Source organism: Haloarcula mannanilytica, from assembly GCF_005406125.1.
GTDB classification, from domain to species: Archaea; Halobacteriota; Halobacteria; order Halobacteriales; family Haloarculaceae; genus Haloarcula; species Haloarcula mannanilytica.
The window spans coordinates 1208307-1229254 of the sequence record NZ_BIXZ01000001.1 but is presented as its reverse complement, the minus strand read 5'-3'; the positions used below and the strand labels follow the sequence as shown (position 1 = coordinate 1229254).

The window sequence follows — 20948 nt, the reverse complement described above, 5'->3', positions numbered from 1 at the left end:
AGCGACCGCTCCGAAATCGTTTTCCGACCGACTCCAGTACGTTCACACACCTATGAGTGGCGACCCCAGCGAGGAGGAACTCGAAGAACTCCGCAAAAAGAAGATGGAGCAGCTCAAGGAACAGCAGGGCGAGGACGGCGAAGCACAAGAAGCGGCCCAGCAGCAGGCCGACGCCCAGAAGCAGGCCGTGCTGAAGCAGAACCTCACCGACGGCGCACGCAAGCGGCTCAACACGGTCAAGATGTCGAAACCCCAGGTCGGCGAGCAGATCGAACAGCAGGTCGTGGCGCTGGCCCAGAGCGGCCGCGTGCAGGGCCGCATCGACGAGGACCAGATGAAGGAACTCCTCTCGGAACTGACGCCTGACTCCAAGAGCTTCGACATCAAGCGCCGGTAGATGCGCTGTGGTCTGTTGTACAGCGGGGGCAAGGACTCGACGCTGGCGGCGCTCTTGCTCGACCCCTTTTACGACGTGACGCTCGTCAGCGGCTCGTTCGGCGTCTGTGACACTGACCCCGCCCGAGAGAGCGCGTCGGCCGTCGGTTTCAACCACGTGACGGTCGACCTGGACCCCGACGTGGCCCACGAGGCCGTTGAGGAGATGCACGACGACGGCTACCCCCGCAACGGCATCCAGCGGGTCCACGAACACGCCGTCGAAACCGTCGCCCGCGGTGACTGGCTCGCCGATGCCGATGGTATCGACACGCTCGACGCTATTGCCGACGGCACGCGCCGCGACGACCGGGTGCCGACCATCGACCGCCCGCTCGCCCAGAGCGTCGAGGACCGCTTCGACGTGGACTACCTCGCGCCGCTCGCTGGCATCGGCCGCGGCGCTATCGACGCGATGGCCGCCGACCGATTGGTCGTCGAGAGCGGCCCCAGCGCCGAGATTCCGAAGGCTGACTACGAGGTGGAACTCCGCGAGATACTGCGGGAGCGCTACGGCGAGGGTGCTGTAGCTGATATTTTTCCCGAACACACCCAGTCTCGTGTGCGTGGGCTTCGGTAGGCAGGTGAGACAGCTAAACCGGATACGTAGGTGACACAACCGGCCGGGTGGGACTGAAAGGGGCTTTCTGGCTGTTCGATTTTGCTCCGATGGATGTTGTTCCTAGGTCCCCTTCTGATACTAGCCGCGAACGAACAGGTTCAAGCGCGCGCTCGCTGTAGGCGCGAGTATGTACGACTCCGTCAAGGGCTTTCGCGATTTCTACCCCGAGGAGATGCAGGCTCGGCGGTGGGCGATGGACACGCTGGAAGACGTAGCGCGGCGGTACGGCTTCCGCGAGATCGGCACGCCGGCGCTGGAACCGACTGAGATGTACGTCGACAAGAGCGGGGAGGAGATCGTCGAGGAACTGTACAGCTTCGAGGACAAGGGCGGCCGCGAGGTCGCGCTGACGCCGGAACTAACGCCGACCGTGGCGCGGATGTTCGTCGCCAAGCAACAGGAACTCTCGAAGCCCATCAAGTGGGTGTCCACGCGGCCGTTCTGGCGCTACGAGGAGCCCCAACAGGGCCGCTTCCGCGAGTTCTACCAGACCAACGTCGACATCTTCGGGTCGGCGGAGCCGACGGCCGACGCCGAGATCCTGGCCGTCGCCGTGGACATGCTCACCGATCTCGGGCTGACCGCCGAGGACTTCGAGATCCGCGTCTCGCACCGGGACATCCTCGCGGGCGTGCTGGAGTCGTTCGGGGCTGACGTTGACGTGCCCAAGGCGATTCGCGCGGTCGACAAGCGGGCGAAGATCGACCACGACGAGTACCTCGACGCGCTCGTCGAGGCGGGGCTCAACTACGGCCAGGCCGACAAGTTCGACGAGATGCTGCAGATCGACGCCGATGAGATCGAAACACTGGCGGACCTCACCGGCTCCGAAGACGTTCGGGCAGCGACCGACAACCTCCAGGCGGTGCTCGATGCGGCCGAGGACTTCGGCGTCCGCGAGCATCTCACCGTCTCGCTGACAACTGCCCGCGGGCTGGACTACTACACCGGCGTCGTCTTCGAGTGTTTCGACTCGACGGGCGAGGTCTCGCGCTCGGTGTTCGGCGGCGGCCGCTACGACGACCTCATCGAAGGCTTCGGCGGCCAGCCGACGCCGGCCGTCGGCTTCGCGCCCGGCCACGCCACGCTCCAACTCCTCTGTCAGCGCGCCGGCGTCTGGCCCGCCGAGGAGCTGTCGACGGACTATTACGTCCTGCAGGTCGGCGACACGCGCCCGACCGCGGCCCGCATCGCCCGGGACCTGCGCGAACGCGGCCACGTCGTCGAGAGCGACGTTGCCGACCGCTCGTTCGGTGCCCAGATGGGCTACGCCGACGGTGTCAACGCCGAGACGGTCGTCATCGTCGGCGAGCAGGACCTGGAAAACGACGAGGTGACGCTCAAGGAGATGGACGACGGCGAGCAGGTCAGCGTCCCGCTTTCTGAGTTCCCCGGCGACCACGACCGGCCGACGTTCGAGGACTTCACCGAATAGCGCGGCCGAGCGGCCGATCAGTGACAGTAGCTTTTTGCGACCGCCGTGTTGATTGTCCGACATGCAGCTCCCCTCCATCGCCCTCCCGAGGTGGAAGCTCGTCGCGACCATCGTGATTCTGTCGACGGGCATCGCCATGCTCGGAGGCGCGGCCGGCCTCGGCAACGTGCTCACACCGGTTTCGATAATCCTCGGTTGGTTCATCCTGGCCCCGCTGGTCGCCCTGCTGGGTTCGGAACTGCCGATGGTTGAGTCCCCGGAAGACGAATCGGAGACGGATGGAACTGATGCAACCGTCCCATCAGAACAGGGGGTTGACCCCGTCGACCAGCTCAGGGAACGCTACGCCCGCGGCGAACTGACCGACAGCGAGTTCGAGCGGCGGCTGGACCGACTGCTGGAGACCGAATCGCTCTCGGCAAACGACGGGAGCGAGGACCGGACCCGCGAAACCGACAGAGAAGTCAGCCTCGAAACAGAGTGAATCGTCTGTCCTCGCCGGCTAGCAGGACTACTCTTTCGCACTGACGACCTCGATATCGTCGTCAGTTACGCGGACGTACAGCAGTGTATCGTCCGGTCCGGCGTCGACCACGTCGCTGAGGTCGGGCGCACAGCCGGTCATCCCGATGTCGTTGAAGCCACAGGTATCACAGACCGCCGCGTCGACCAGCGGGTGGTACGTCCCCTCCCGTTCGGTCGCCGGTAGATAGCCCGCGTCCTCGATCTCTGTGCCACACTCCGCACAGGTCAGCGTACCGGGGTGTGAAGCGAGGTCCATACGCCGATTTCGCGTGGGCGCTACTTAGCCCTGTTCGGGGTAGCAGTTGTTCGTCGCTGCGCCCCTCAGAGCGCCCGTTCCATCTCCATCTCCACGCGCTCCTTGGCAACCGTCTCGAAGCCGACCGACTCGTACAGCGCTCGCGCGACGTGATTGGTGTTCGAGACTGAGAGCCAGACCTGTTCGAGCCCGTTTTCCTGTCCGTAGCCGAGTAGCACGCGGATGAGCCGTGAGCCGATGCCGGCGTACTGGTAGTCCGGGTGAACAAAAATCGCCAGTTCGGAGGTATCCTGATACGGGACGAGGACAGCGTGGCCGACGGCGTCCCCTTCGTGCCAGACGACGACGTTCAGGCCGTCTTCAACGAGATTCGGCAGCCAGTCGCGGATGTCCGCTTCGGTTCGGGGCGGCACGCCCTGTGACCGGGAGTCGTTCCCGAAGTCGGCGTACATATCCACAAGCGGGTCGATATCGCCGTCGTAGGCCTCGAGTGTCACCGTCCGCCCGTCGTGGTCGGTGAACGTTTCGGGCGGGCGGGGGAATACGTGATCCGCCGCGGCGGCGTTGGACATGTTCCCTACTTTGCACTCAGGCTCCCTAAGTTCGTCTATCCTTCTCGGAAACTGGGATTCGGATGAGACAAGTGACTCGCCGGCGAGGAACCGGCATGCGCGCCTATCGCGTGGCCTACGACGGGCGGCCGTATCACGGGTTCCAGCGCCAGCCCGATGTCGACACTGTCGAGGGGCGACTGCGTTCGGCGCTGGTCCGACTGGGCGTCTGTGAGCGCGGCGACGGCCTGCCCGAGGGCTATGCAGCCGCCGGCCGGACCGACGCTGGCGTGTCCGCGCGGGCACAGACCATCGCCTTCGACGCGCCAGCGTGGCTCTCACCGACGGCGTTCAACGGTGAACTCCCGGACGACATCCGCGTGTGGGCCAGCGCCGACGTTCCCGCCGAGTTTCACGCGACCCACGACGCCACCGAACGGGCCTACACGTACTATCTGTACGCACCGGTGGGAGACGACGCCCGCGCCGACCGCTCCGGACACAGCCCCGTCGACGACGAGCGGTGGGCCGATGCCGTCGATGCACTCGCCGGTCACCACGACTTCCACAACCTCACGTCCGACGAGACAGGCACCGAGCGGACCGTCGACATCGACTGGGAGCGTGACGGCCAGTTCCTTGTCGCTCGGTTCAGTGCCGGCGGGTTCTGCCGCCAGCTCGTCCGCCGGCTCGTCGCCCTTGCAGTGGCCGTTGCGGATGGGTCGGACTCCCTGTCGAAGATCGACCGTATCCTCTCGCCGGAGCCCATCACCGGCCCTGACGGTGTCCGACCGGCCCCGCCTGAACCGCTAGTACTGACCGACGTATCCTACCCGGACGTGACCTTCACCAGGGACGAGGACGCCGCTGCGGACGCGCGGACGGTTTTCGACCATCGACGCGCGAAGGCCCGCACGACCGCGCGGGTCGCTGGGCACATCACTGACGGACTGTAGTCTGCCACAGTCGTTTTCCCAGGCCCGGTGTATCGGTCCCGTATGCGAGTTGTCCGCGTCACGGAGCACGGCGACCGGTCCGTCCTCACCACCACGACACAGCCCCGCCCCGAGCCGAAATCCGGAGAGGTCCGACTTCGTGTGACTGCGGCCGGCGTCAACTTCGCCGACATCGCCAAGCGCCGCGGCACGTATCCCGGCGGCCCGTCACCGCCGTACACGCCCGGTATCGAGGTCGCCGGCCGCGTCGACGCCACCGGCGACGGGGTCGCTTTCGAACGGGGAGAGCGAGTGATGGCGTACGTCCCGCAGGGCAGCTATGCGGAGTCAGTCGTCGCCAGCGGGGAACATGTTTGGCGCGTCCCCGACGCACTCTCGCTTCGGGACGCTGCCGGCGTCCCGATACAGTGGCTGACCGCCCACAACACGCTGTTCGAGTGGGGCGGCCTCGCCGACGGCGAAACGGTCCTGGTGCTCGCGGCGGCCGGCGGCGTCGGCTCCGCGGCGATCCAGTTGGCCGTGGCACGAACGGACGCGACAGTTCTCGGCGCGGCGAGCACCGCCGAGAAGCGGTCGTTCGTCCACGAACTGGGCGCTGATGAGACGATTGACTACGCTGGCCGGGACCTGACGGCCGCCGTGGACGCCGCCACGGACGGTGCGGGCATCGACCTCGTTCTGGACGGCGTCGGCGGCGACGTGTTCGAGGCGAGCCTCGATGCGCTCGCACCGGGCGGCCGCGTCGTCACCTACGGCCTCGCAAGCGGTGAAGTCCCGCAGGTCTCGACGCCGCGGCTCATCTTCGGGAACCACAGCGTCGTCGGCTACCACCTCGGGGAGGCCGCCGACCGCGATCCGGACCGGGTGTTCGGCGCGTTCGAACCGGTTCTGGAAGCGCTGTCGGCCGGCGAAGCGTCCGTGCAGGTCGACCGAGTTTTCGACCTGAGGGATGCAGCCGCCGCACACGAACACGTCGAGGACCGCCGGACACAGGGGAAGGTCCTGCTGGAACCGTAACACAGCGCTACGCGAATCCGGATCTCGTCAACCGATAGAAAGAGATAGGTTGACAGAATGGTACCACCCAGGTATGACTGTCGCCGTCGTGGGCGCGTCGATGACGCAGTTCGGCGTCCGCGAGCCCCGCCTTCGGGAGTTGCTCGCGGCAGCGGGCACGCGCTGCCTCGACGACGCAGGTGTCGAACCGCGGGCCGTCGACCACCTCTACCTCTCGGAGTCCGGCGGGGCCTACGAGTCGAAGGGCGGCCTGGTGAACGCGCTGAAAGACGACCTCGGCCTCGGGAGCGCCTACGCCACCGGCATCGAGCAGACCTCCGCTGCCGGCGGGGCCGGCATCGCCGCGGCGTGGCGCTCGGTCGCGTCGGGCGAGAGCGACCTGTCGCTGCTCGTCGGTGGCGAGAAGATGACCCATCTCTCGACGCCGGTGACCTCGGACGTGGTGTCGGCGATCACCCACCCTGTGGAGTACAAACACGGCGTCACTATCCCCTCGTTCGCAGGCCTGACAGCCAGACACTACATGGAGCGGTTCGGCGCTCCTCGAGAAGCGCTTGCCCGCGTGGCCGTCAAGAACCACCGGAACGGCGTCGATAATCCGAACGCGCACTTCCGAAGCGAGATTACGGTCGAGACGGCGCTGGACTCGCCGGTCGTTGCCGACCCGCTGCGGCTGTACGACTTCTGTCCCATCTCCGATGGGAGCGCGGCCCTGCTGTTTACGACTGAGGAGCGCGCCCGCGACCTGACCGACGACTACGCGCTCGTCGCCGGCGTCGCGGGCGCGACGGGCAGTCAGGTCGTCCACGAGCGGTCGGACCTGACGGCAATGGACGCCGTCTCGACGGCAGCTGAGCGTGCCTATGACTCCGCTGACTTCGGTCCCGCGGACCTCGACGTGGTCGAACTCCACGACATGTTCACCATACTGGAGTTCCTGCAACTGGAGGGTATCGGCGTCGCCGACCGGGGCACGGCCTGGGAACTGGCGATGGACGGCGTCACTGCCCGCGACGGCCGCCTCCCGGTCAACACCTCGGGCGGGTTGAAGTCGAAGGGCCATCCCATCGGGGCTTCGGGTGTCGCGCAGGCCGTCGAACTGTACGAGCAGTTGACGGACGCGACCGGTCCGCGACAGGTCGACGCCGATATCGGCTTGGCCTGCAACGTCGGCGGGTTCGGGAACGCCGCCGTGGCGACGATACTCGAACGACGCTGAAACGAAGGCTTACTTCGCCCCCGCCCCAAGAGCGCGCTATGAGTTCGGTACCCGCACGGAGCGACATCGACGAGGCGTACAAGTGGGACCTCGAATCCCTCTACGCCAGCGACGAGGACTGGGAAGCCGCCTACGAGGAGGCGGAGGAACTGATCGAGGACCTGGCCGCCTACGAGGGGCGGGCCACCGAGGACGCCGCCACCCTGCTAGCGACGCTAGAGACCTACGAAGAGTTGATGCGGACGGTGTCGAACGTCGCCGCTTATGCCCGGATGCGCCGGGACGAGGACACGACCGACGACACCTATCAGGCGCTGACTGCCCGCTCACAGTCGCTGTCCTCGGAGGCCAGTTCGGCCGCGTCGTTCCTCGACCCCGAACTGCAGGAACTCGACTACGACGACATCGAGGCGATGATCGACGAGGAACCGGCGCTGGAGCCGTACGAGCACTACTTCGACGACGTGCTCCGGATGAAAGACCACACCCGCTCGGCCGAAGTCGAGAACCTGCTCGCCGAACTCGGCGAGGTCACCGGTGCACCCGGCGAAGTTTACAACATGCTGGCCAACGCCGACATGGAGTTCCCGGCCGTCGAGGACCCGGACGGCGACCAGCAGCCCATCACGCTCAACAACTTCACGACGCTGCAGAAACACCCGGACCGGGAGTTCCGACAGCGCGTCTACGAGGCGTTCTACGACGAGTGGGGGACTGTCAGGAATGCGGTCGGCACGGCCTACAAGAACGCCGTCAAGACGGACGTAAAGATGGCCAACGCCCGCAACTACGACACCGCCCGCGAGGCCGCCCTTGACGGGCCGAACGTCCCCGTCGAGGTGTACGACACGCTCGTCGACACCGTTCATGACAACCTCGATACGTTGCACCGCCACGCCGACCTCAAGCGCCAGTCCATCGGGGCCGATGAACTGCGGATGTGGGACCTCTACATCCCGCTCGTGCAGGAGGAATCACCCGAAATCGAGTACGAGCAGGCCTGCGAGTACGTCACCGAAGCCGTCGCGCCGCTGGGCGAGGACTACCAGTCTCGACTCGCCGAGGGCCTGGAGTCGCGGTGGGTCGATGTCTACGAGACCGAGCACAAGCAATCGGGTGCGTACTCCGGGGGAACCTACGACTCCCAGCCGTTCATCCTGATGAACTACCAGGACGACGTGGAGTCGATGTACACGCTGGCCCACGAACTCGGCCACTCGATGCACTCGGAGTACACCAGCGAGGAACAGCCCTACGTCTACTCCGGCTACGAGATATTCGTCGCCGAGGTCGCCTCGACGGTCAACGAGACGCTGCTGACCCACCACCTGCTGGACACCGTTGAGGACGAGCGCCTACGCCGGCACATCCTCAACGAATACCTCGAACGGTTCCGGTCGACCCTCTATCGCCAGACGATGTTCGCCGAGTTCGAGCACCGCACCCACGAGATGTCCGAGGCCGGCGAGCCGCTGACCCCTGACCGCCTGGACGACCTCTACCGGGACATCAAGGGCGACTACTACGAGCCGGCGGTGCTAGACGACCGCATCGCCCGCGAGTGGATGCGCATCCCGCATTTCTACCGGGCCTTTTACGTCTACCAGTATGCGACTGGCATCTCGGCGGCCGTCGCGCTCGTCGACGGGATTCTGGAAGAGGGCGAGCCCGCCGCCCAGCGATATATCGACTTCCTCCGGAGCGGGTCCCGGCAGTACCCGCTGGAACTGCTCCGGGACGCCGGCGTCGACATGGCGAGTCCGGACCCGGTCGAATCCGCGCTCTCGACGTACGGCGAGTACCTCGACGAGTTCGCCGGACTGCTGTAGACGAGGTCCGGCCAAGCTGTCAATACGGCCTGCGTTGGCAGTGCGTAGAGAGCCCCGTCCCGACACGGATAACCCTTTCACCCCCGTGTGACCCGAAGGCACTTTGTGTCTCAACCGTATAGTACCGACCATCCAAATGTCGCGCAGTCCCTCGCTTCCGGAACGACCACGGTTGGAACTCGACCCCGATATGACGCCTGACGAGCGTCTGGAGGCACTCCGGGAACACTTCAAAGAGATCGTACAGGTCAACGAACAGCTCACCGAGCAACTCGACGCCGCCCGTGACCGGCAGCACGACCTCACCGACGAGGTCGATCAGCTCGAACGGGAAAACGAGACGCTCAAGACCTCCTCGCTGTATATCGCGACGGCCGAGGAGCTGACCGACGACGGCGTCGTCGTCAAGCAACACGGCAACAACCAGGAGGTGCTGACGGAGGTCTCGCCGTCCATCCGCGACGGACTGGAGGCCGGCGACCGCGTTGCCATTAACGACTCCTTCGGCGTCAAGCAGATTCTGGACCCCGAGACCGACGCCCGCGCACAGGCGATGCAGGTCGATGGCTCGCCGGACGTGAGCTACGAGGACATCGGCGGCCTCGAAGAGCAGATCCGCGAGGTCCGGGAAGCCGTTGAGGAGCCGCTCGTCAACGCCGACCAGTTCCGCGAAGTCGGTATCGAGCCGCCCAGCGGCGTGCTGCTACACGGCCCGCCCGGTACCGGGAAGACGATGCTGGCGAAGGCCGTCGCCAACGAGACCGACGCGACGTTCATCAAGATGGCCGGCTCCGAACTGGTCCGGAAGTTCATCGGCGAGGGGGCGCGACTCGTCCGTGACCTGTTCGAACTCGCGGCCGAGCGCGAACCGGCTATCATCTTCATCGACGAGATCGACGCCATCGCGGCCAAGCGAACGGAGTCGAAGACCTCCGGGGACGCCGAGGTCCAACGGACGATGATGCAGCTACTCTCGGAGATGGACGGCTTCGACGAACGCGGCGAAATTCGCATCATCGCCGCGACGAACCGCTTCGACATGCTCGACCGCGCCATTCTTCGCCCCGGCCGCTTCGACCGCCTCATCGAAGTGCCCAATCCCGACAAGGCGGGCCGCGAGCGCATCCTCGAAATCCACACCACGGAGATGAACCTCGACGACGACGTGGATCTGGGTGCCTTCGCCGCCGAGACCGACGGCCTCTCCGGCGCGGAGCTGGCGTCGCTGGCGACTGAGGCCGGGATGTTCGCCATCCGCGACGGCCGAACCACGGTGAAGCAGTCCGACCTCCACGACGCCTACGAGAAGATCGAGGCCGACGACGACGCCAGCAGCGTGCCGGTCGCGTTTGCCTAACCACCCACCTTTTTCAGCGTCGGGTAGCCTCGCCCACGCTGGTCGTGTCGGCTACCACTCCTTGAAAAACGTGGTCCTGCTGAGCGGAGCGAAGCAAGGCTCGAAAGACGAGCGAAGCGAGTCTTTCGGTGGCGAAAAAGGCCGCACTCTCACGGTGTTCGAGCGCGGTGAACCGCTCGCTTCGCTCACGGATATTACGACTGGTTTCAGTTTTCGGTTTTGAGTACCGCACAGCGTTGTCAGTGTGACATTCGACACATACCGCGAACATCGCTACTGCCCCCACCGCAGCAGGCCTTGACCCCGCCTGATTTAAGCCACCCCGCCCGGTATCGGCGTCCGTGACAGAGCGCGGACGGACGCGGCGGGCGTTTCTGGGAACGCTGGCGGCGACAACAGCCGGATCACTCGCGGGGTGCCAGTCGTCGTTTGACCCACTCGCATCGCCGTCGCTGGACGAACACGCCACCACGCAGTTCCGACAGGGGCTCCTGAACCAGGGGTATCAGGACGCCTCGATTCCCGAGGCCGTCGAGCGGGCGTGGGAACTGCCGGCTAACCGCGGAGATCACACCGCTGCGAAGGGGAGTCCGGCGCTCGCCCCGACTGGTGACCTGATTCTGGCTGACGACACCGGCCGCGTCCGGGCCATCGCACCGGACGGCGAGGTCCAGTGGTCCACGGTGATTACGCAGGCGACACGCGGGAGCCACGGGACGCCGGCCATCGCGAACGACACCGTCTACATCGGAGCCTACGACGGCGCGCTGTCGGCGCTGGACCTCAAAACCGGCCAGTATCGCTGGCGGACGGAACTGGGCGATGCCATCGGCGCGAGTCCGACCTACTACAACGGGTCGCTGTACGTCGCTGTCGAACACGCCGCGCCGAGCGGGAGCGTGGTCGCCGTCGACGCTGCGACCGGCGACGTGCAGTGGCGCGATAGCCGTCCGACCGACCATCCACACTCCACGGTGGCGCTGGACCGCGAACACGGTCGCCTGCTGTTTGGCTCGAACGACGGGTACTGCTACGCCTGGTCGTTCCCTGACCTGGAGCGGGCCTGGCGCTACGACACTGGCGGCGACGTGAAAGCGCCCATCGCCGTCGCTGACGGGACCGCCATCGTGCCGTCGTGGGCCGAGACGGTCACCGCCGTCGACGTAACCGACGGCGCGGAACAGTGGACGTTCGAGGCCGATGCCGATGTAATGTGTGCCCCAGCGGTCCATGACGGGACCGTCTACGTCGGGAGCCACGATGACCGGGTGTACGCAATCGACCTCGACAGCGGCGAGGAACAGTGGCGCTATGACACCGGCGGCTGGATTATCGGGAGCGTCGTTGCCACCCGGGACCACGTGCTCGTCGGGTCTTACGACGCGCAACTGTACGCCCTGAACCGGGCCTCTGGTGAGGTGGCCTGGACCACCGAAAACCGCGGCCACGTGACGAGTGCGCCGCTGGTGGCCGCTGACGGCATCTACTATGCGGAACGCGCGGTCGATGGCGATCCGGACCGCCCGGGGATGCTGTACAAACTTGCTCCGACGTAGCGAAGCGAAACCCCTTACCCCGCGGACCGTCGACTGTCGCCTATGAGTACCATCCGGGTCGTGTGGGGGACCGCGACCGGCCCGACCGCGCTGGCCGCCTACGACGCGGCACTCGCCGAGGCCGGGGTCCACAACTACAACCTCATCACCCTCTCGTCGGTCATCCCCGACGGACCGGCTATCGAGGTGACGGGAACTGCGCCGGACCTGGGGCCGCCCGGCGAAGCGCTAGAGGTCGTCCAGTCCTCGGCGACGGCCGAACCCGGTGAGAGTGTGGCCGCTGGGATCGGCTGGGCACGGAGCGATGACGGCCCGGGCATCTTCTATGAGGTCGACGGCACGAGCGAGGACGCGGTCCGGATGGAGATCCGCGAGGGCCTGGCCGCCGGCCGGGACCTCCGGGACTGGGAGTTCGTCGAGGAGAACGTGTATGTCGAGTCGGCGGCGTCGGACTCCGAGTACGTCAGCGCCGTCGTGCTCGCCACCTACGGCGAGAGCCACCCTGTCGTGTGAGTCCCGGTGTGCTGACGGTTCCGGAGAGAACTGTGCTCGACCCTGGGTTTTTAGTCCTCCACCCCTTAGAGATAGAGAACGTTCATGTACGGTAATACGTCGTTCGGTGGGGAGACAGAGGAAGTGACGCTGACCACGGAACAGCGTGAGAAGCTCCGTCGTGACCTCTCAAGCGTCGCCGCCCGGACCCGCGAACTCCTGCCCGGTGAGTTCGTCGTCGGCTCCGAAATCAGCAACAGTACGACAGGCCCGCGGGCCACAATCGCGGTCCAGCCACCTGTCGGGTCGGTCGTCAGCGCCGACTACACACCCGAGGACCCGGAAAGCGCGAGCATCTCCGACGCCGAGCGCGACGACCTCGCCCAGGGGATCGCCGCCTCCGCTGCGCTGCAGGTCAAGCAAGTGATGGGCGACGACACGTCGCCGACAGCGCAGTAACGGTCGCCGGTTTCCGTCTCAGTTTTCGCTAGCAGAACGGCCGCCAGTTGGCCGTCGGTTCGGAGAGTGAGCGCTACGAGCGGCCACCACTAGCGACTGGCGGATTGTAAAACAGCGCGTAGCCGATGGAGCCACCGGCGGGGAGACTGCCGGCACTCAGCGCAGTAACGAGGCTGATAGAGGTGGCGATTGCGCCGAGCGACGCCAGCAGCATCGAGAGGGCGATGCTGGCGAGCACGAGGTCGGGCATCGACGGGCGGCCGGACATTCGTGTTTCTGCAGAGACACGCCTGCTAATTAAATATTATTACTCGCTCTCTGGCCCGCTTCAGACGGCCCCGGACGAATCAAGGTAATTGGTCACAATCATCGGCATGATGACACCGACAATCAGGAAGATTGCCAGTGGTACCACTGACGGAACGTCGGCCAGCGCTGTGCTGCCGAACCCGAGGACGAGGGCGGCGATGACGAAGCCACCGATGATTCTGTTTTCGCGGGAGACCATACACGCTGTTCCGTCCGGCGGGTAAAAATCCTATTGGAAAAACAACCGTTACTTCCCCCAGAAGGGGTCCCGGTTCCGGTGTTTCTCCAGATACATCGACAGCGCCTCGCGTTCGTCCACGGAGATGTCTTCTTTGAGTTCCTGCTCCAGAATCTTCGCGTGTTTCTCCGGGATCTCGACCCAGAGGTCGTCGCCCTCCTCGATCTGGCGGCCGACGGTCGGCCCCTGGATCGAGACGGCCATGCGCTCGCCAGCGCGGGCCGAATCAACGTCTTCGCCCTCGTCTTGAATCGTCTTGAGGCTCCCGACGCGGGTTGCCTCGCCGTCCTCCCACTTGATGACGTTGACGTTCCGGCGGAGTTCACCGGAGAGGATTTCCACGCCGACGACAGCGGGGTCAGATTGGCGGAACGTGTGGTCCTGCAGGACCCGAAACTTCGCGGGCCGAGTGATGTTTTCGAGGATCTGCTCCTGCTGGGCCTCCTCGATGGCGGTGACGTGATCGTCGTAGGACTCGACGAGTTGGTAGATAACGTCGTCCTCGAACAGTTCTACCCCCTCCTGTTCGGCGAGGTCCCGGGCGTCGTCGAGCACCTCGACGCTGAAGGCCAGAATCGCCTGATTTGTCGGCTCGCCGGCGGTTTCGGCGACCCGCACGTCCCGCGGTGCGACCGCGCCGACCTCGGCGCGCATGACCGGGATCTCCTCTTCTTCGAGCGTGCTGGAAAGCGCCTCCAGCGAGCCCAGCGTGTCGGCCTTGATGACGACACCCTCCTCCTGGGTCGTCACCTCGATTTCGGCGAGTTCCGCCTCGACCTCGGCGATGACCTCGCTGCGGTCGCGGTCGCGGATGACGCGGATCGGCGCGCCAGCCATCGCGTCGTCGAGGTCCGGCGCAGCGATCTTGACGCCATCGGCGGCCGCGACTTGCTCGACCTGTTCGAACTCCTGTTCGGTCCGGATCTCTTCGAGCGGGCGCGGCCGGAGCAGGGCGCGCACGTCGGTGATGATTGGGCCTTGCAGGCCGCCGACGACGATCGTGTCGTCGTTGCGGATGGTCCCGTCGTAGATGATGGCGTCGAGGGTCGTTCCAAAGCCTTGGGTGTCTTTCACTTCGAGGACGGTCCCGACGCCGGGGCCGCTGGTGTCGATCTCCATTTCCTCTTTCATGTACCGCTGGGACAGCCCCATCATCACCGTCAGCAGGTCCGGGATGCCCTCGCTCGTTTCGGCCGAGACCGGCACGACACCAATGTTGGCCTGGAAGTTCTGGACGCGCCAGTACATGTCCGCGGAGAAGCCGTTATCGGAGAGTTCGCCGATGATCTCGTACAGTTTCTCGTTGAGGTCGGACTGGACGCGGTCGGACTGTGCGTCCATCGTCTGTTGGACCGGCTGGCCCTCGTTGGGGTTCCAACCGGGGACGGTGTCGATCTTGTTCGCGGCGACGATAAACGGCGTCTGGGTCCGCTTGAGAATGTCGATGGCCTCCAGCGTCTGGGGCTGGAAGCCGTCGTTGACATCGACGACGAGGATGGCGATGTCGGCGAGCGCGCCGCCCCGCGAACGCAGCGTCGAGAAGGAGTGGTGGCCCGGCGTGTCGATGAACAGCAGGCCGGGCAAGTCGAAGTCCGTCGGGTCGACGAGGTCGCCGGCGATCTCCGAAATCACTTCAAGCGGCACGGCGGTCGCGCCGATGTGTTGGGTAATCGCGCCCGACTCGCCGGCGGTGACGGCAGAGCCGCGGATCTTGTCGAGCAGGCTCGTCTTCCCGTGGTCGACGTGGCCGAGGACGGCGACGATGGGCGTCCGCAGGGTGTCGTCGGTGGCTGTGGTGGGGTCCGTGTCAGACATAAATGGCTCCAGAAGTTGTCAGAACCGAGTCGTCGGTGGCAGTTAAGTTCGTCGTCATCAGACGCGCGCGACCGAACGCGGGGCTAAGCGGGCGTTACTCGGTGACAGTGAACGATCCCGTCATGCCAAAGCCCTTGTGGGGAATACAGTGGTACTCGTACTCGCCGGGGACCTCGAACGTATAGGTGTACTGGTGGCCGCTGGGATACGTCTCGTCGCCGGGCGTCCCTGACCAGTCGCTGTCGGCCGGCGTCGCGGTCGGCTTGACGTTGTGGCCGCCGGCCTCCCAGACCCACAGGACGGTGCTTCCGACCGGCACCTCGAAGGTTTCGGGATCGAACCTGAAGCTGCCCGGTGCGACAGCGACTTCCTGGTCGGCGCCGCCCGGCGTTCCGGTCGGCGTGGGTGTCTCAGTGGCTGTGGCAGTCGGTGTCGGCGTCTCGGTCGGCGTGGCCGTCTCAGTCGGCGTCGCTGTGTCAGTTGCCGTCGGTGTCGCTGTGTCAGTCGCTACGGTGGTAGTCTCCGTCGGGGACGACGCGTCACCGCCGTCGCCACTGCAGCCTGCAACAGTTCCCGCGACGGCGGCTGTGAGGACTCCGAGAAATCGACGCCTGTTTCGGTCCATGCATCCGAGTCGGGGGCCTCCCGCTTAGGGCTGCTGCCCACTGCGTTGGGTTGTTCTGTTTCCCGAGACAGATCAGCGGATACCCGTGCTGACCGACGTTTCCGATGGTAGCGTGGCTGTCGCCCTGCCGTGGCAGCCACCGGAAAGTGGCGGCGAGTCGCTCGTCAGTCATCCCCGTGGCGTTTATGTAACCTCGTTCGGAACAAGGGGGTATGGCTGCAATACTCGCAGAAAACCTGTCGGGGAAAGACGTGATGGGGACTGATGGTGCGGAGATCGGCAGTCTCTACAACATCACGATGGACTTCTCCTCGGGTGCGTTGCACAACCTCGTCATTGACCCCGCGGAGTCGCTCCGCAACACGGACTTCGAGTACAGTGACCAGGGCCGCCTGCTTGTTCCCGTCGAACGGGTCAAGGCGGTGAAAGACCACATGATCGTCAAACGCTAGATGTACGTTCTGGACTCCTCGGCGTTTATCAACGAGTATCACACCGACGAGCAGATAGCGACGATTCCGCTCGTCAGGGAGGAACTGGAGGACGAGGCCGCCTATCGCTTCGACGCCCTCGAAGGCTCGGGTATGCATCTCCATATCCCCGAGGACAACACCGTCGAGCGCATCGAGCGCGCCGCCAGCGAAACCGGCGACCTGGCGGAACTATCTGAAACTGACATCCGCCTGATCGCGGCGGCGTTCGAACTCGATAGCCGACTCGTCACGGACGACTACGCGATGCAAAACGTCGCCGAGAAACTCGACGTGGCGGTGGAAGTTATCGCCCGTGATGGCATTTCCGAACAACGGGACTGGCTGTTCCAGTGTGCCGGCTGCGGCCGCGAGTTCGACGAGAACCGCGACCGCTGTCCCATCTGTGGCAGTTCGCTCTCGCGGAAGAACCCGGCCTAAACAGTCTGTTCGTCCCGGGCTTCCAGCCCGAGATCGATCAGCTGTGTGAGTACTTCCTCCTCTGTGATGCCGTAGCGCCGCGCGAGCGTCTCGATGATCCGCGCTTGGTCGTCATCACAGACGATGGTGAACCGCCGAGCCATGCCATCGCCTACAACGGTAGTTCGCATAAACACCCGTCAGACAGCAGTCAGACGGCTCAGATTACCGGATTTCCTGTAATCTGAATGTACAATGTGAGGAACTGGATGGCATTGAACGCCCCGTGGATGAAGATGGGGACGAGCAGGTTTTCAGTTTTGAGATAGCTCAGACCCAGCAGCGTCGAGAGCACGAACACCAAGAGCAGCGAGAGCACGGTCTGTGTCGGCGTCCCAGCGGCGTACTGGCCGAAGTGGACGATGCCGAAGACAGCGCTGGTGAGCACGATTGCCTGAATTTCGCTGAAATCGTCGTAGAGGTACTTCTGAATGATGTTTCGGTAAATAAACTCCTCGCTGGGCGCGATAGTGAGAAACGCCAGTGGCATCATCACGAGCAGGAAGGATGGGTCCTCGCGGGCCAGTTCTTCGACGCTGCTCCGGGCGGCTTCGAGGCCGAGGGCCTGAATGATGTAACTGAAGCCAAAGAGCGCGACCATGAGGACGACGACGCCGCCGACGCCGTAGCCGATGTCGCGGAGTCCTGGCCGACGGAGGTCGAGGTCGTCCCAGGTCCGGTCTAACTGGCTGGCGACGGCCGCCCCGAAGCCGACGAAGCCGACGCCGATACCGACGGTGAGGGTGATGTACGCCGGTCCGGTGACGGTCCCGCCGTCGAGCGCCCCGGAGCTGATCAGTCCTACAAGCGCGGCCCCGAGCACGACGAACTGAGCGAACAGCGTGCCGACGAGGAAGCCGGCCAGCCCGATGCCCGTCGCGACTGAGAGCGCTCGGGCGACCGTGTACAGCCGATTGTTCGCCACGCCGGTCGAAAGCGCCCAGCCCAGCGCGACCGTGATACCGCCGGCCAGCATCGTGAGATAGACCGCGAGACCGACCGTTGCCTCGACGCCGGGCCGAAACTCGGGCCCGAAGAATGCGACGAGCGTTGCGAGCGTCGCGATGGCGCTTGCCCCCACTGCGGCGAGGCCGGCTTGCCGTCGGTCGAGCGCGCCGTGGCGGACAAACGAGAACGCGAGCGCGGCCACGACAAAGCCGGCGACAGCGACCTGGCGGGCGGTGACCGGGCCGACCCCCGTCGTCGGCGTCACCCAGCCCACGAGGCCGGTTTCCGTGGCGACGAGTACGACGAGACCGATGCCAGCGGCGAGGACACCCCAGTTCGCGGCAGTGTCGTCCATTATCGGCAGTCGGTCACGCCGGCCTAAAGGGACTCCGTTTCGCCGATCCGTAGCCGCTCGCGGTCGTCGATAACCGCCGTCTCCTCGGTCTCTTCGCCGCGGATGAGCGCTCGTGTGGCGTTTTTGCCCCACTCGACGGCCGGCTGGGTGAACGTCTCCACCTCCGCGAGTTCGCCGACGAGGACGCAGGCGGCCTCCATCGCGTACAGCAGTTCACCGACACTCTCCGCGTCGAGGCGGTCGATCTCGACTTCCAGCGCCGGCCGGTCAGCCGCCGGCAGGCTCGCCACCGTCGCCTCGTACTCGGCGTCGATGAGGCCGCCGAGGTCGGTGCCGGCGAGATACGACAGGTCTTCGTGGTCCGGGTCGGGAATCGCCACGTCGGCCCGCTCCCGTGGTCGGACGAACGTGACGACCTTGTCCCGGTGGCCGGCGCGGTACAGCTGGAGCTGGGAGTGCTGGTCGGTCGCGCCCAGTGCCCGCGCTGGCGTCTGGCCCCGGCCGTCCTTTCCAAGACTCTCGGCCCAGAGCTGGGCGAACCACTCGCCGAAGGACTCCAACCGCTCGGCGTAGGGCATGACGGCGTTGACTTGCGCGCCCTCCTCTTCGAGTGCGTAGGCCATCGCGCCGTAGGCGTAGGCCGGCGAGTCATACAGCGACGGGGCGAGGTCGTTGGCCGCTTTCTGGCCGCCGGCAAGCAGCCCCTCGATGTCGATACCGAGGATGGCCGGCGGGACGAGGCCGACCGCCGAGAGCGCGCTGAAGCGACCGGGGACACCCTCGGGCACCGGCAGCGTCGGCAGGTCGTGTTGGTCGGCGAGCGCCCGGAGCGGGCCGGACTCGCCAGTGGTCACGACGATGCGCTCGGTCCAGTCCACCCCGCGGTCCTCGTAGGCCTCCCGAACGACGAGGAAGTTCGCCAGCGTCTCCGCCGTTGTCCCCGAGCGCGAAACGACGTTGATGGCCGTCTCTTCGAGCGAGAGGCCGTCGAGCGTCCGCCGGACGTGCTCCGGGTCGACGTTGTCAAGCACGACGTGGCTGTCGGGGTCTTCGGCCAGGGCTTCAGTGATGGTTTTCGCCCCCAGCGCGGAGCCCCCGATACCGACGGTGATGACTGATTCGGCGTCGGCGACCGGCGCGACGGCGTCCCGGATAGCGTCGGCGTCAGTCGCTTCAGGGAGGTTCAGCGACGCGTAGCCGAACTCGTCGTCGTCTCGCCCCCGCTCGATTCGGTCGTGGGCCGCGGCCACCCGTTCGTCCAGGTCATCAAGCGTCGCTCGTTCGACGCCCGGGTCGGCAACACTGGCAAGCGCGGCTCCGATATCGACGTGCATACTGGGGGTGTCGGCGGGGTGGTACAAACAACTCCCGGAGGGGACGGCGGGCGAGGGAGCCGAGCCTGTTGTCACCGCTGGCCGGACAACACCGCGCTTAACCACGCGCTCGCCTAACCGACAGGTATGACAGACGCGACGGCAGAGCAGTCCGTCACAGCTGACGAGTCCGCCGCCGGCGACGCTGACGACGACCGGCCGGAACCGTACAACGGGCTCCCCGGCGCGTTCCCGTACGCATTCCGGGCCAGCGACTCGCTCCTGTTCAAAGCCTACGTCCCGGTCGCGCTGTTTCTGTCTGGGGCTATCACGCTCGTGTTTGTCTTCGGCCTGATTACCCAGCTCGCCGCGACCGGGAGCGTCCGCGGCGGGACGTTCACCTTCTCGCGGAGCTTCTTCCTGTTCATCGGCCTCCTGCTCGTCGCACCGCTGCTGGCTCCGGTCCTCTCTGTCGCGCGTCGGCACCGCCGGACCGAGTCGTCGGTCGCCTACGACCGCGCCCTCGGACTCTCGGCGTTCCTGTTCATCGGGTCGCTGTACCTCGCACTCCTGGCTTCAGCGCCCGCGGAACTGCGCGAACCGACACAGAGTGCTGTCGTCGGATTTTTCTACTCGCTGCCGCCGCTTGCCGGCATTGGTCCACCGCTGCTGGCTATCTTGGTGATGTATCTGACGCACCGATTCCTGAAATAGAGCGTTGCGACTGGAGCCACGGACACCGGTGAGCCATGTTCGAGCCGAACCCGTTCCCGGGTCGAAACGGGCAAGAACGCCCAACACGAATTCCCCGCTATGACAGCCATCGAAGGGACATTTCTGGTCACCAATGCTGACGATTCGTCGGCGACGCTTCGGAACGTCGCGGACTCGCAGGTGTTGACACTGTCGGACAACCCCGGCGTCGAGGCCGGCGAGGTAGTAGAGGGGACCGTCGAACCGGAGCCGCCAATGGAGGTCACCTACACCGTCACCGAGGTCGCCGAGCGGCGACGAATTCCCGTCGAGACGGTCGACCTCGCACCGACGGCACAGACGACTGAAATCGCGGCCGAGCAGGCCCCCGGCGAGCTAACGACGGTCGAGCGCGCCGGCGAGGGCGAGGTACACGTCCTGACGGTCCCGGAAGGTGAGACGGACGAGGCCGCAGCGGATGTCGTCGACGACCAGGCCACCCTCTCGCGGGCCGCCAGGCTCGGCGTCGACCGCGTCGAGGTTCGGACGGCCGACGGCGTCGTCAGCGTGCGGTACCTGCCGGACTGACCGTCTCGAAGACCGCTATTCTGCTTACTCGGTCGGTCCAGCGGCACTCTGGACCCGCCAGCCGCCGGCGACCCCACAGGCCTCGCGCTCGGTGTAGACGAACGCGGTGTCTTCGGTTACCCAATCCCCACCGTCGACGGACTCGACCCGGAGCGAGAAATCAAGCGTGTCGCCACAGCAGCCGACGCCGACAAACTCCGTCCACACGTCGCCTTTCTCGGCGGTCTCGTGTGTCTTCCGGAGGTACGCCCGGAACGGCGAGCCGTCGATTTTGTCGCGGCCCCAGCCGCTGAGGTCCGCCGGATAGGAGAGTTCGACTGTGCTAGCCTTGTCGGCCATGATCGAATATACGTGATAGTCTGCCATAGATGTACGGCACGGCGGATGTCAGCGGCAGTGATTGAG

General features: G+C 65.6%; 26 protein-coding genes. 16 read left to right on the top strand and 10 right to left on the bottom strand.

What is annotated here, in order from left to right:
- Positions 1-52: 52 nt before the first annotated feature.
- From Harman_RS06285 to Harman_RS06270, 4 genes are all read left to right on the top strand, one after another.
- Positions 53-397 carry a DNA-binding protein gene (locus Harman_RS06285; RefSeq protein WP_137682940.1) on the top strand — a complete coding sequence of 115 codons (345 nt, stop codon included), beginning with the start codon at positions 53-55 and terminating at the stop codon, positions 395-397.
- The gene (locus tag Harman_RS06280; RefSeq protein ID WP_137682939.1) at positions 398-1015 is read left to right on the top strand and encodes a DUF7411 family protein; all 618 of its coding nucleotides are present in this window, start codon (positions 398-400) and stop codon (positions 1013-1015) included.
- A 169-nt stretch (positions 1016-1184) separates the two neighbouring features.
- Entirely contained in the window at positions 1185-2492 is a 1308-nt protein-coding gene (hisS, locus tag Harman_RS06275; RefSeq protein ID WP_137682938.1) for a histidine--tRNA ligase, read from the top strand.
- Positions 2493-2553: 61 nt separating this feature from the next.
- Positions 2554-2976 (top strand): SHOCT domain-containing protein, encoded by a 423-nt coding sequence (locus Harman_RS06270; RefSeq protein WP_137682937.1) that lies wholly within the window; start codon positions 2554-2556, stop codon positions 2974-2976.
- 27 nt (positions 2977-3003) lie between these two features.
- Here the strand turns inward: Harman_RS06270 and Harman_RS06265 are convergent, their stop codons facing one another.
- Positions 3004-3273, bottom strand: a complete 270-nt coding sequence (locus Harman_RS06265) for a hypothetical protein (RefSeq protein ID WP_137682936.1) — start codon at positions 3271-3273, stop codon at positions 3004-3006.
- A 65-nt stretch (positions 3274-3338) separates the two neighbouring features.
- Positions 3339-3845: a GNAT family N-acetyltransferase gene (locus tag Harman_RS06260; protein WP_137682935.1), complete on the bottom strand. Its 507-nt coding sequence runs from the start codon at positions 3843-3845 to the stop codon at positions 3339-3341.
- A gap of 95 nt (positions 3846-3940) precedes the next feature.
- Between Harman_RS06260 and truA the strand changes: the two genes are divergently transcribed.
- The 8 genes from truA to Harman_RS06220 all read left to right on the top strand — a co-directional run bounded on the left by truA (position 3941) and on the right by Harman_RS06220 (position 12709).
- Positions 3941-4780: a tRNA pseudouridine(38-40) synthase TruA gene (truA, locus tag Harman_RS06255; RefSeq protein ID WP_137682934.1), complete on the top strand. Its 840-nt coding sequence runs from the start codon at positions 3941-3943 to the stop codon at positions 4778-4780.
- A 42-nt stretch (positions 4781-4822) separates the two neighbouring features.
- Complete coding sequence (locus tag Harman_RS06250) at positions 4823-5797, top strand: quinone oxidoreductase family protein (protein ID WP_137682933.1); 975 nt, start codon at positions 4823-4825, stop codon at positions 5795-5797.
- A 73-nt stretch (positions 5798-5870) separates the two neighbouring features.
- Positions 5871-7016 carry a thiolase family protein gene (locus Harman_RS06245; protein WP_137682932.1) on the top strand — a complete coding sequence of 382 codons (1146 nt, stop codon included), beginning with the start codon at positions 5871-5873 and terminating at the stop codon, positions 7014-7016.
- Positions 7017-7054: 38 nt separating this feature from the next.
- Positions 7055-8845 carry an oligoendopeptidase F gene (pepF, locus tag Harman_RS06240; protein ID WP_137682931.1) on the top strand — a complete coding sequence of 597 codons (1791 nt, stop codon included), beginning with the start codon at positions 7055-7057 and terminating at the stop codon, positions 8843-8845.
- A gap of 136 nt (positions 8846-8981) precedes the next feature.
- Positions 8982-10202 carry a proteasome-activating nucleotidase Pan2 gene (pan2, locus tag Harman_RS06235; RefSeq protein WP_137682930.1) on the top strand — a complete coding sequence of 407 codons (1221 nt, stop codon included), beginning with the start codon at positions 8982-8984 and terminating at the stop codon, positions 10200-10202.
- Positions 10203-10543: 341 nt separating this feature from the next.
- On the top strand, positions 10544-11758 hold the full coding sequence (locus tag Harman_RS06230) for an outer membrane protein assembly factor BamB family protein (RefSeq protein ID WP_137682929.1): 1215 nt from the start codon (positions 10544-10546) through the stop codon (positions 11756-11758).
- Between the two features lie 42 nt (positions 11759-11800).
- Positions 11801-12271 (top strand): pyruvoyl-dependent arginine decarboxylase, encoded by a 471-nt coding sequence (locus Harman_RS06225; protein WP_137682928.1) that lies wholly within the window; start codon positions 11801-11803, stop codon positions 12269-12271.
- 84 nt (positions 12272-12355) lie between these two features.
- The gene (locus Harman_RS06220; protein WP_137682927.1) at positions 12356-12709 is read left to right on the top strand and encodes a DUF5811 family protein; all 354 of its coding nucleotides are present in this window, start codon (positions 12356-12358) and stop codon (positions 12707-12709) included.
- A 73-nt stretch (positions 12710-12782) separates the two neighbouring features.
- On the opposite strand, the gene Harman_RS06215 is transcribed toward Harman_RS06220, so the two are convergent.
- The 4 genes from Harman_RS06215 to Harman_RS06200 form a co-directional block, all read right to left on the bottom strand.
- The gene (locus tag Harman_RS06215) at positions 12783-12977 is read right to left on the bottom strand and encodes a hypothetical protein (RefSeq protein ID WP_137682926.1); all 195 of its coding nucleotides are present in this window, start codon (positions 12975-12977) and stop codon (positions 12783-12785) included.
- Between the two features lie 60 nt (positions 12978-13037).
- On the bottom strand, positions 13038-13217 hold the full coding sequence (locus Harman_RS06210) for a hypothetical protein (protein WP_137682925.1): 180 nt from the start codon (positions 13215-13217) through the stop codon (positions 13038-13040).
- Between the two features lie 48 nt (positions 13218-13265).
- A complete protein-coding gene (gene infB / locus Harman_RS06205; protein WP_137682924.1) occupies positions 13266-15071 on the bottom strand; it encodes a translation initiation factor IF-2 in 1806 nt (601 codons plus the stop codon).
- A gap of 94 nt (positions 15072-15165) precedes the next feature.
- Positions 15166-15696: a plastocyanin/azurin family copper-binding protein gene (locus Harman_RS06200; protein WP_137682923.1), complete on the bottom strand. Its 531-nt coding sequence runs from the start codon at positions 15694-15696 to the stop codon at positions 15166-15168.
- A 212-nt stretch (positions 15697-15908) separates the two neighbouring features.
- On the opposite strand from Harman_RS06200, the gene Harman_RS06195 reads away from it, so the two are divergent.
- Positions 15909-16148 (top strand): PRC-barrel domain-containing protein, encoded by a 240-nt coding sequence (locus Harman_RS06195; RefSeq protein WP_137682922.1) that lies wholly within the window; start codon positions 15909-15911, stop codon positions 16146-16148.
- Positions 16149-16607 (top strand): NOB1 family endonuclease, encoded by a 459-nt coding sequence (locus Harman_RS06190; RefSeq protein WP_137682921.1) that lies wholly within the window; start codon positions 16149-16151, stop codon positions 16605-16607.
- Here the strand turns inward: Harman_RS06190 and Harman_RS06185 are convergent.
- The 3 genes from Harman_RS06185 to Harman_RS06175 are packed head-to-tail and all read right to left on the bottom strand — an operon-like array spanning position 16604 to position 19283.
- Entirely contained in the window at positions 16604-16750 is a 147-nt protein-coding gene (locus tag Harman_RS06185; RefSeq protein WP_137682920.1) for a CopG family transcriptional regulator, read from the bottom strand. The two genes, Harman_RS06190 and Harman_RS06185, sit on opposite strands and share 4 nt — an antisense overlap.
- Positions 16751-16806: 56 nt before the next feature.
- Positions 16807-17949 carry a CPBP family intramembrane glutamic endopeptidase gene (locus Harman_RS06180; protein WP_137682919.1) on the bottom strand — a complete coding sequence of 381 codons (1143 nt, stop codon included), beginning with the start codon at positions 17947-17949 and terminating at the stop codon, positions 16807-16809.
- Positions 17950-17972: 23 nt separating this feature from the next.
- Positions 17973-19283, bottom strand: a complete 1311-nt coding sequence (locus Harman_RS06175) for a glucose-6-phosphate isomerase (protein WP_137682918.1) — start codon at positions 19281-19283, stop codon at positions 17973-17975.
- Between the two features lie 126 nt (positions 19284-19409).
- Here Harman_RS06175 and Harman_RS06170 point away from each other — a divergent pair, with 126 nt between their 5' ends.
- Both Harman_RS06170 and Harman_RS06165 read left to right on the top strand, forming a co-directional pair.
- The gene (locus tag Harman_RS06170) at positions 19410-19976 is read left to right on the top strand and encodes a hypothetical protein (RefSeq protein ID WP_137682917.1); all 567 of its coding nucleotides are present in this window, start codon (positions 19410-19412) and stop codon (positions 19974-19976) included.
- A 99-nt stretch (positions 19977-20075) separates the two neighbouring features.
- Positions 20076-20543: a DUF5812 family protein gene (locus tag Harman_RS06165; protein WP_137682916.1), complete on the top strand. Its 468-nt coding sequence runs from the start codon at positions 20076-20078 to the stop codon at positions 20541-20543.
- A 24-nt stretch (positions 20544-20567) separates the two neighbouring features.
- Here Harman_RS06165 and Harman_RS06160 read toward each other — a convergent pair whose 3' ends face one another.
- The gene (locus Harman_RS06160; RefSeq protein ID WP_137682915.1) at positions 20568-20882 is read right to left on the bottom strand and encodes a hypothetical protein; all 315 of its coding nucleotides are present in this window, start codon (positions 20880-20882) and stop codon (positions 20568-20570) included.
- Positions 20883-20948: the final 66 nt, after the last annotated feature.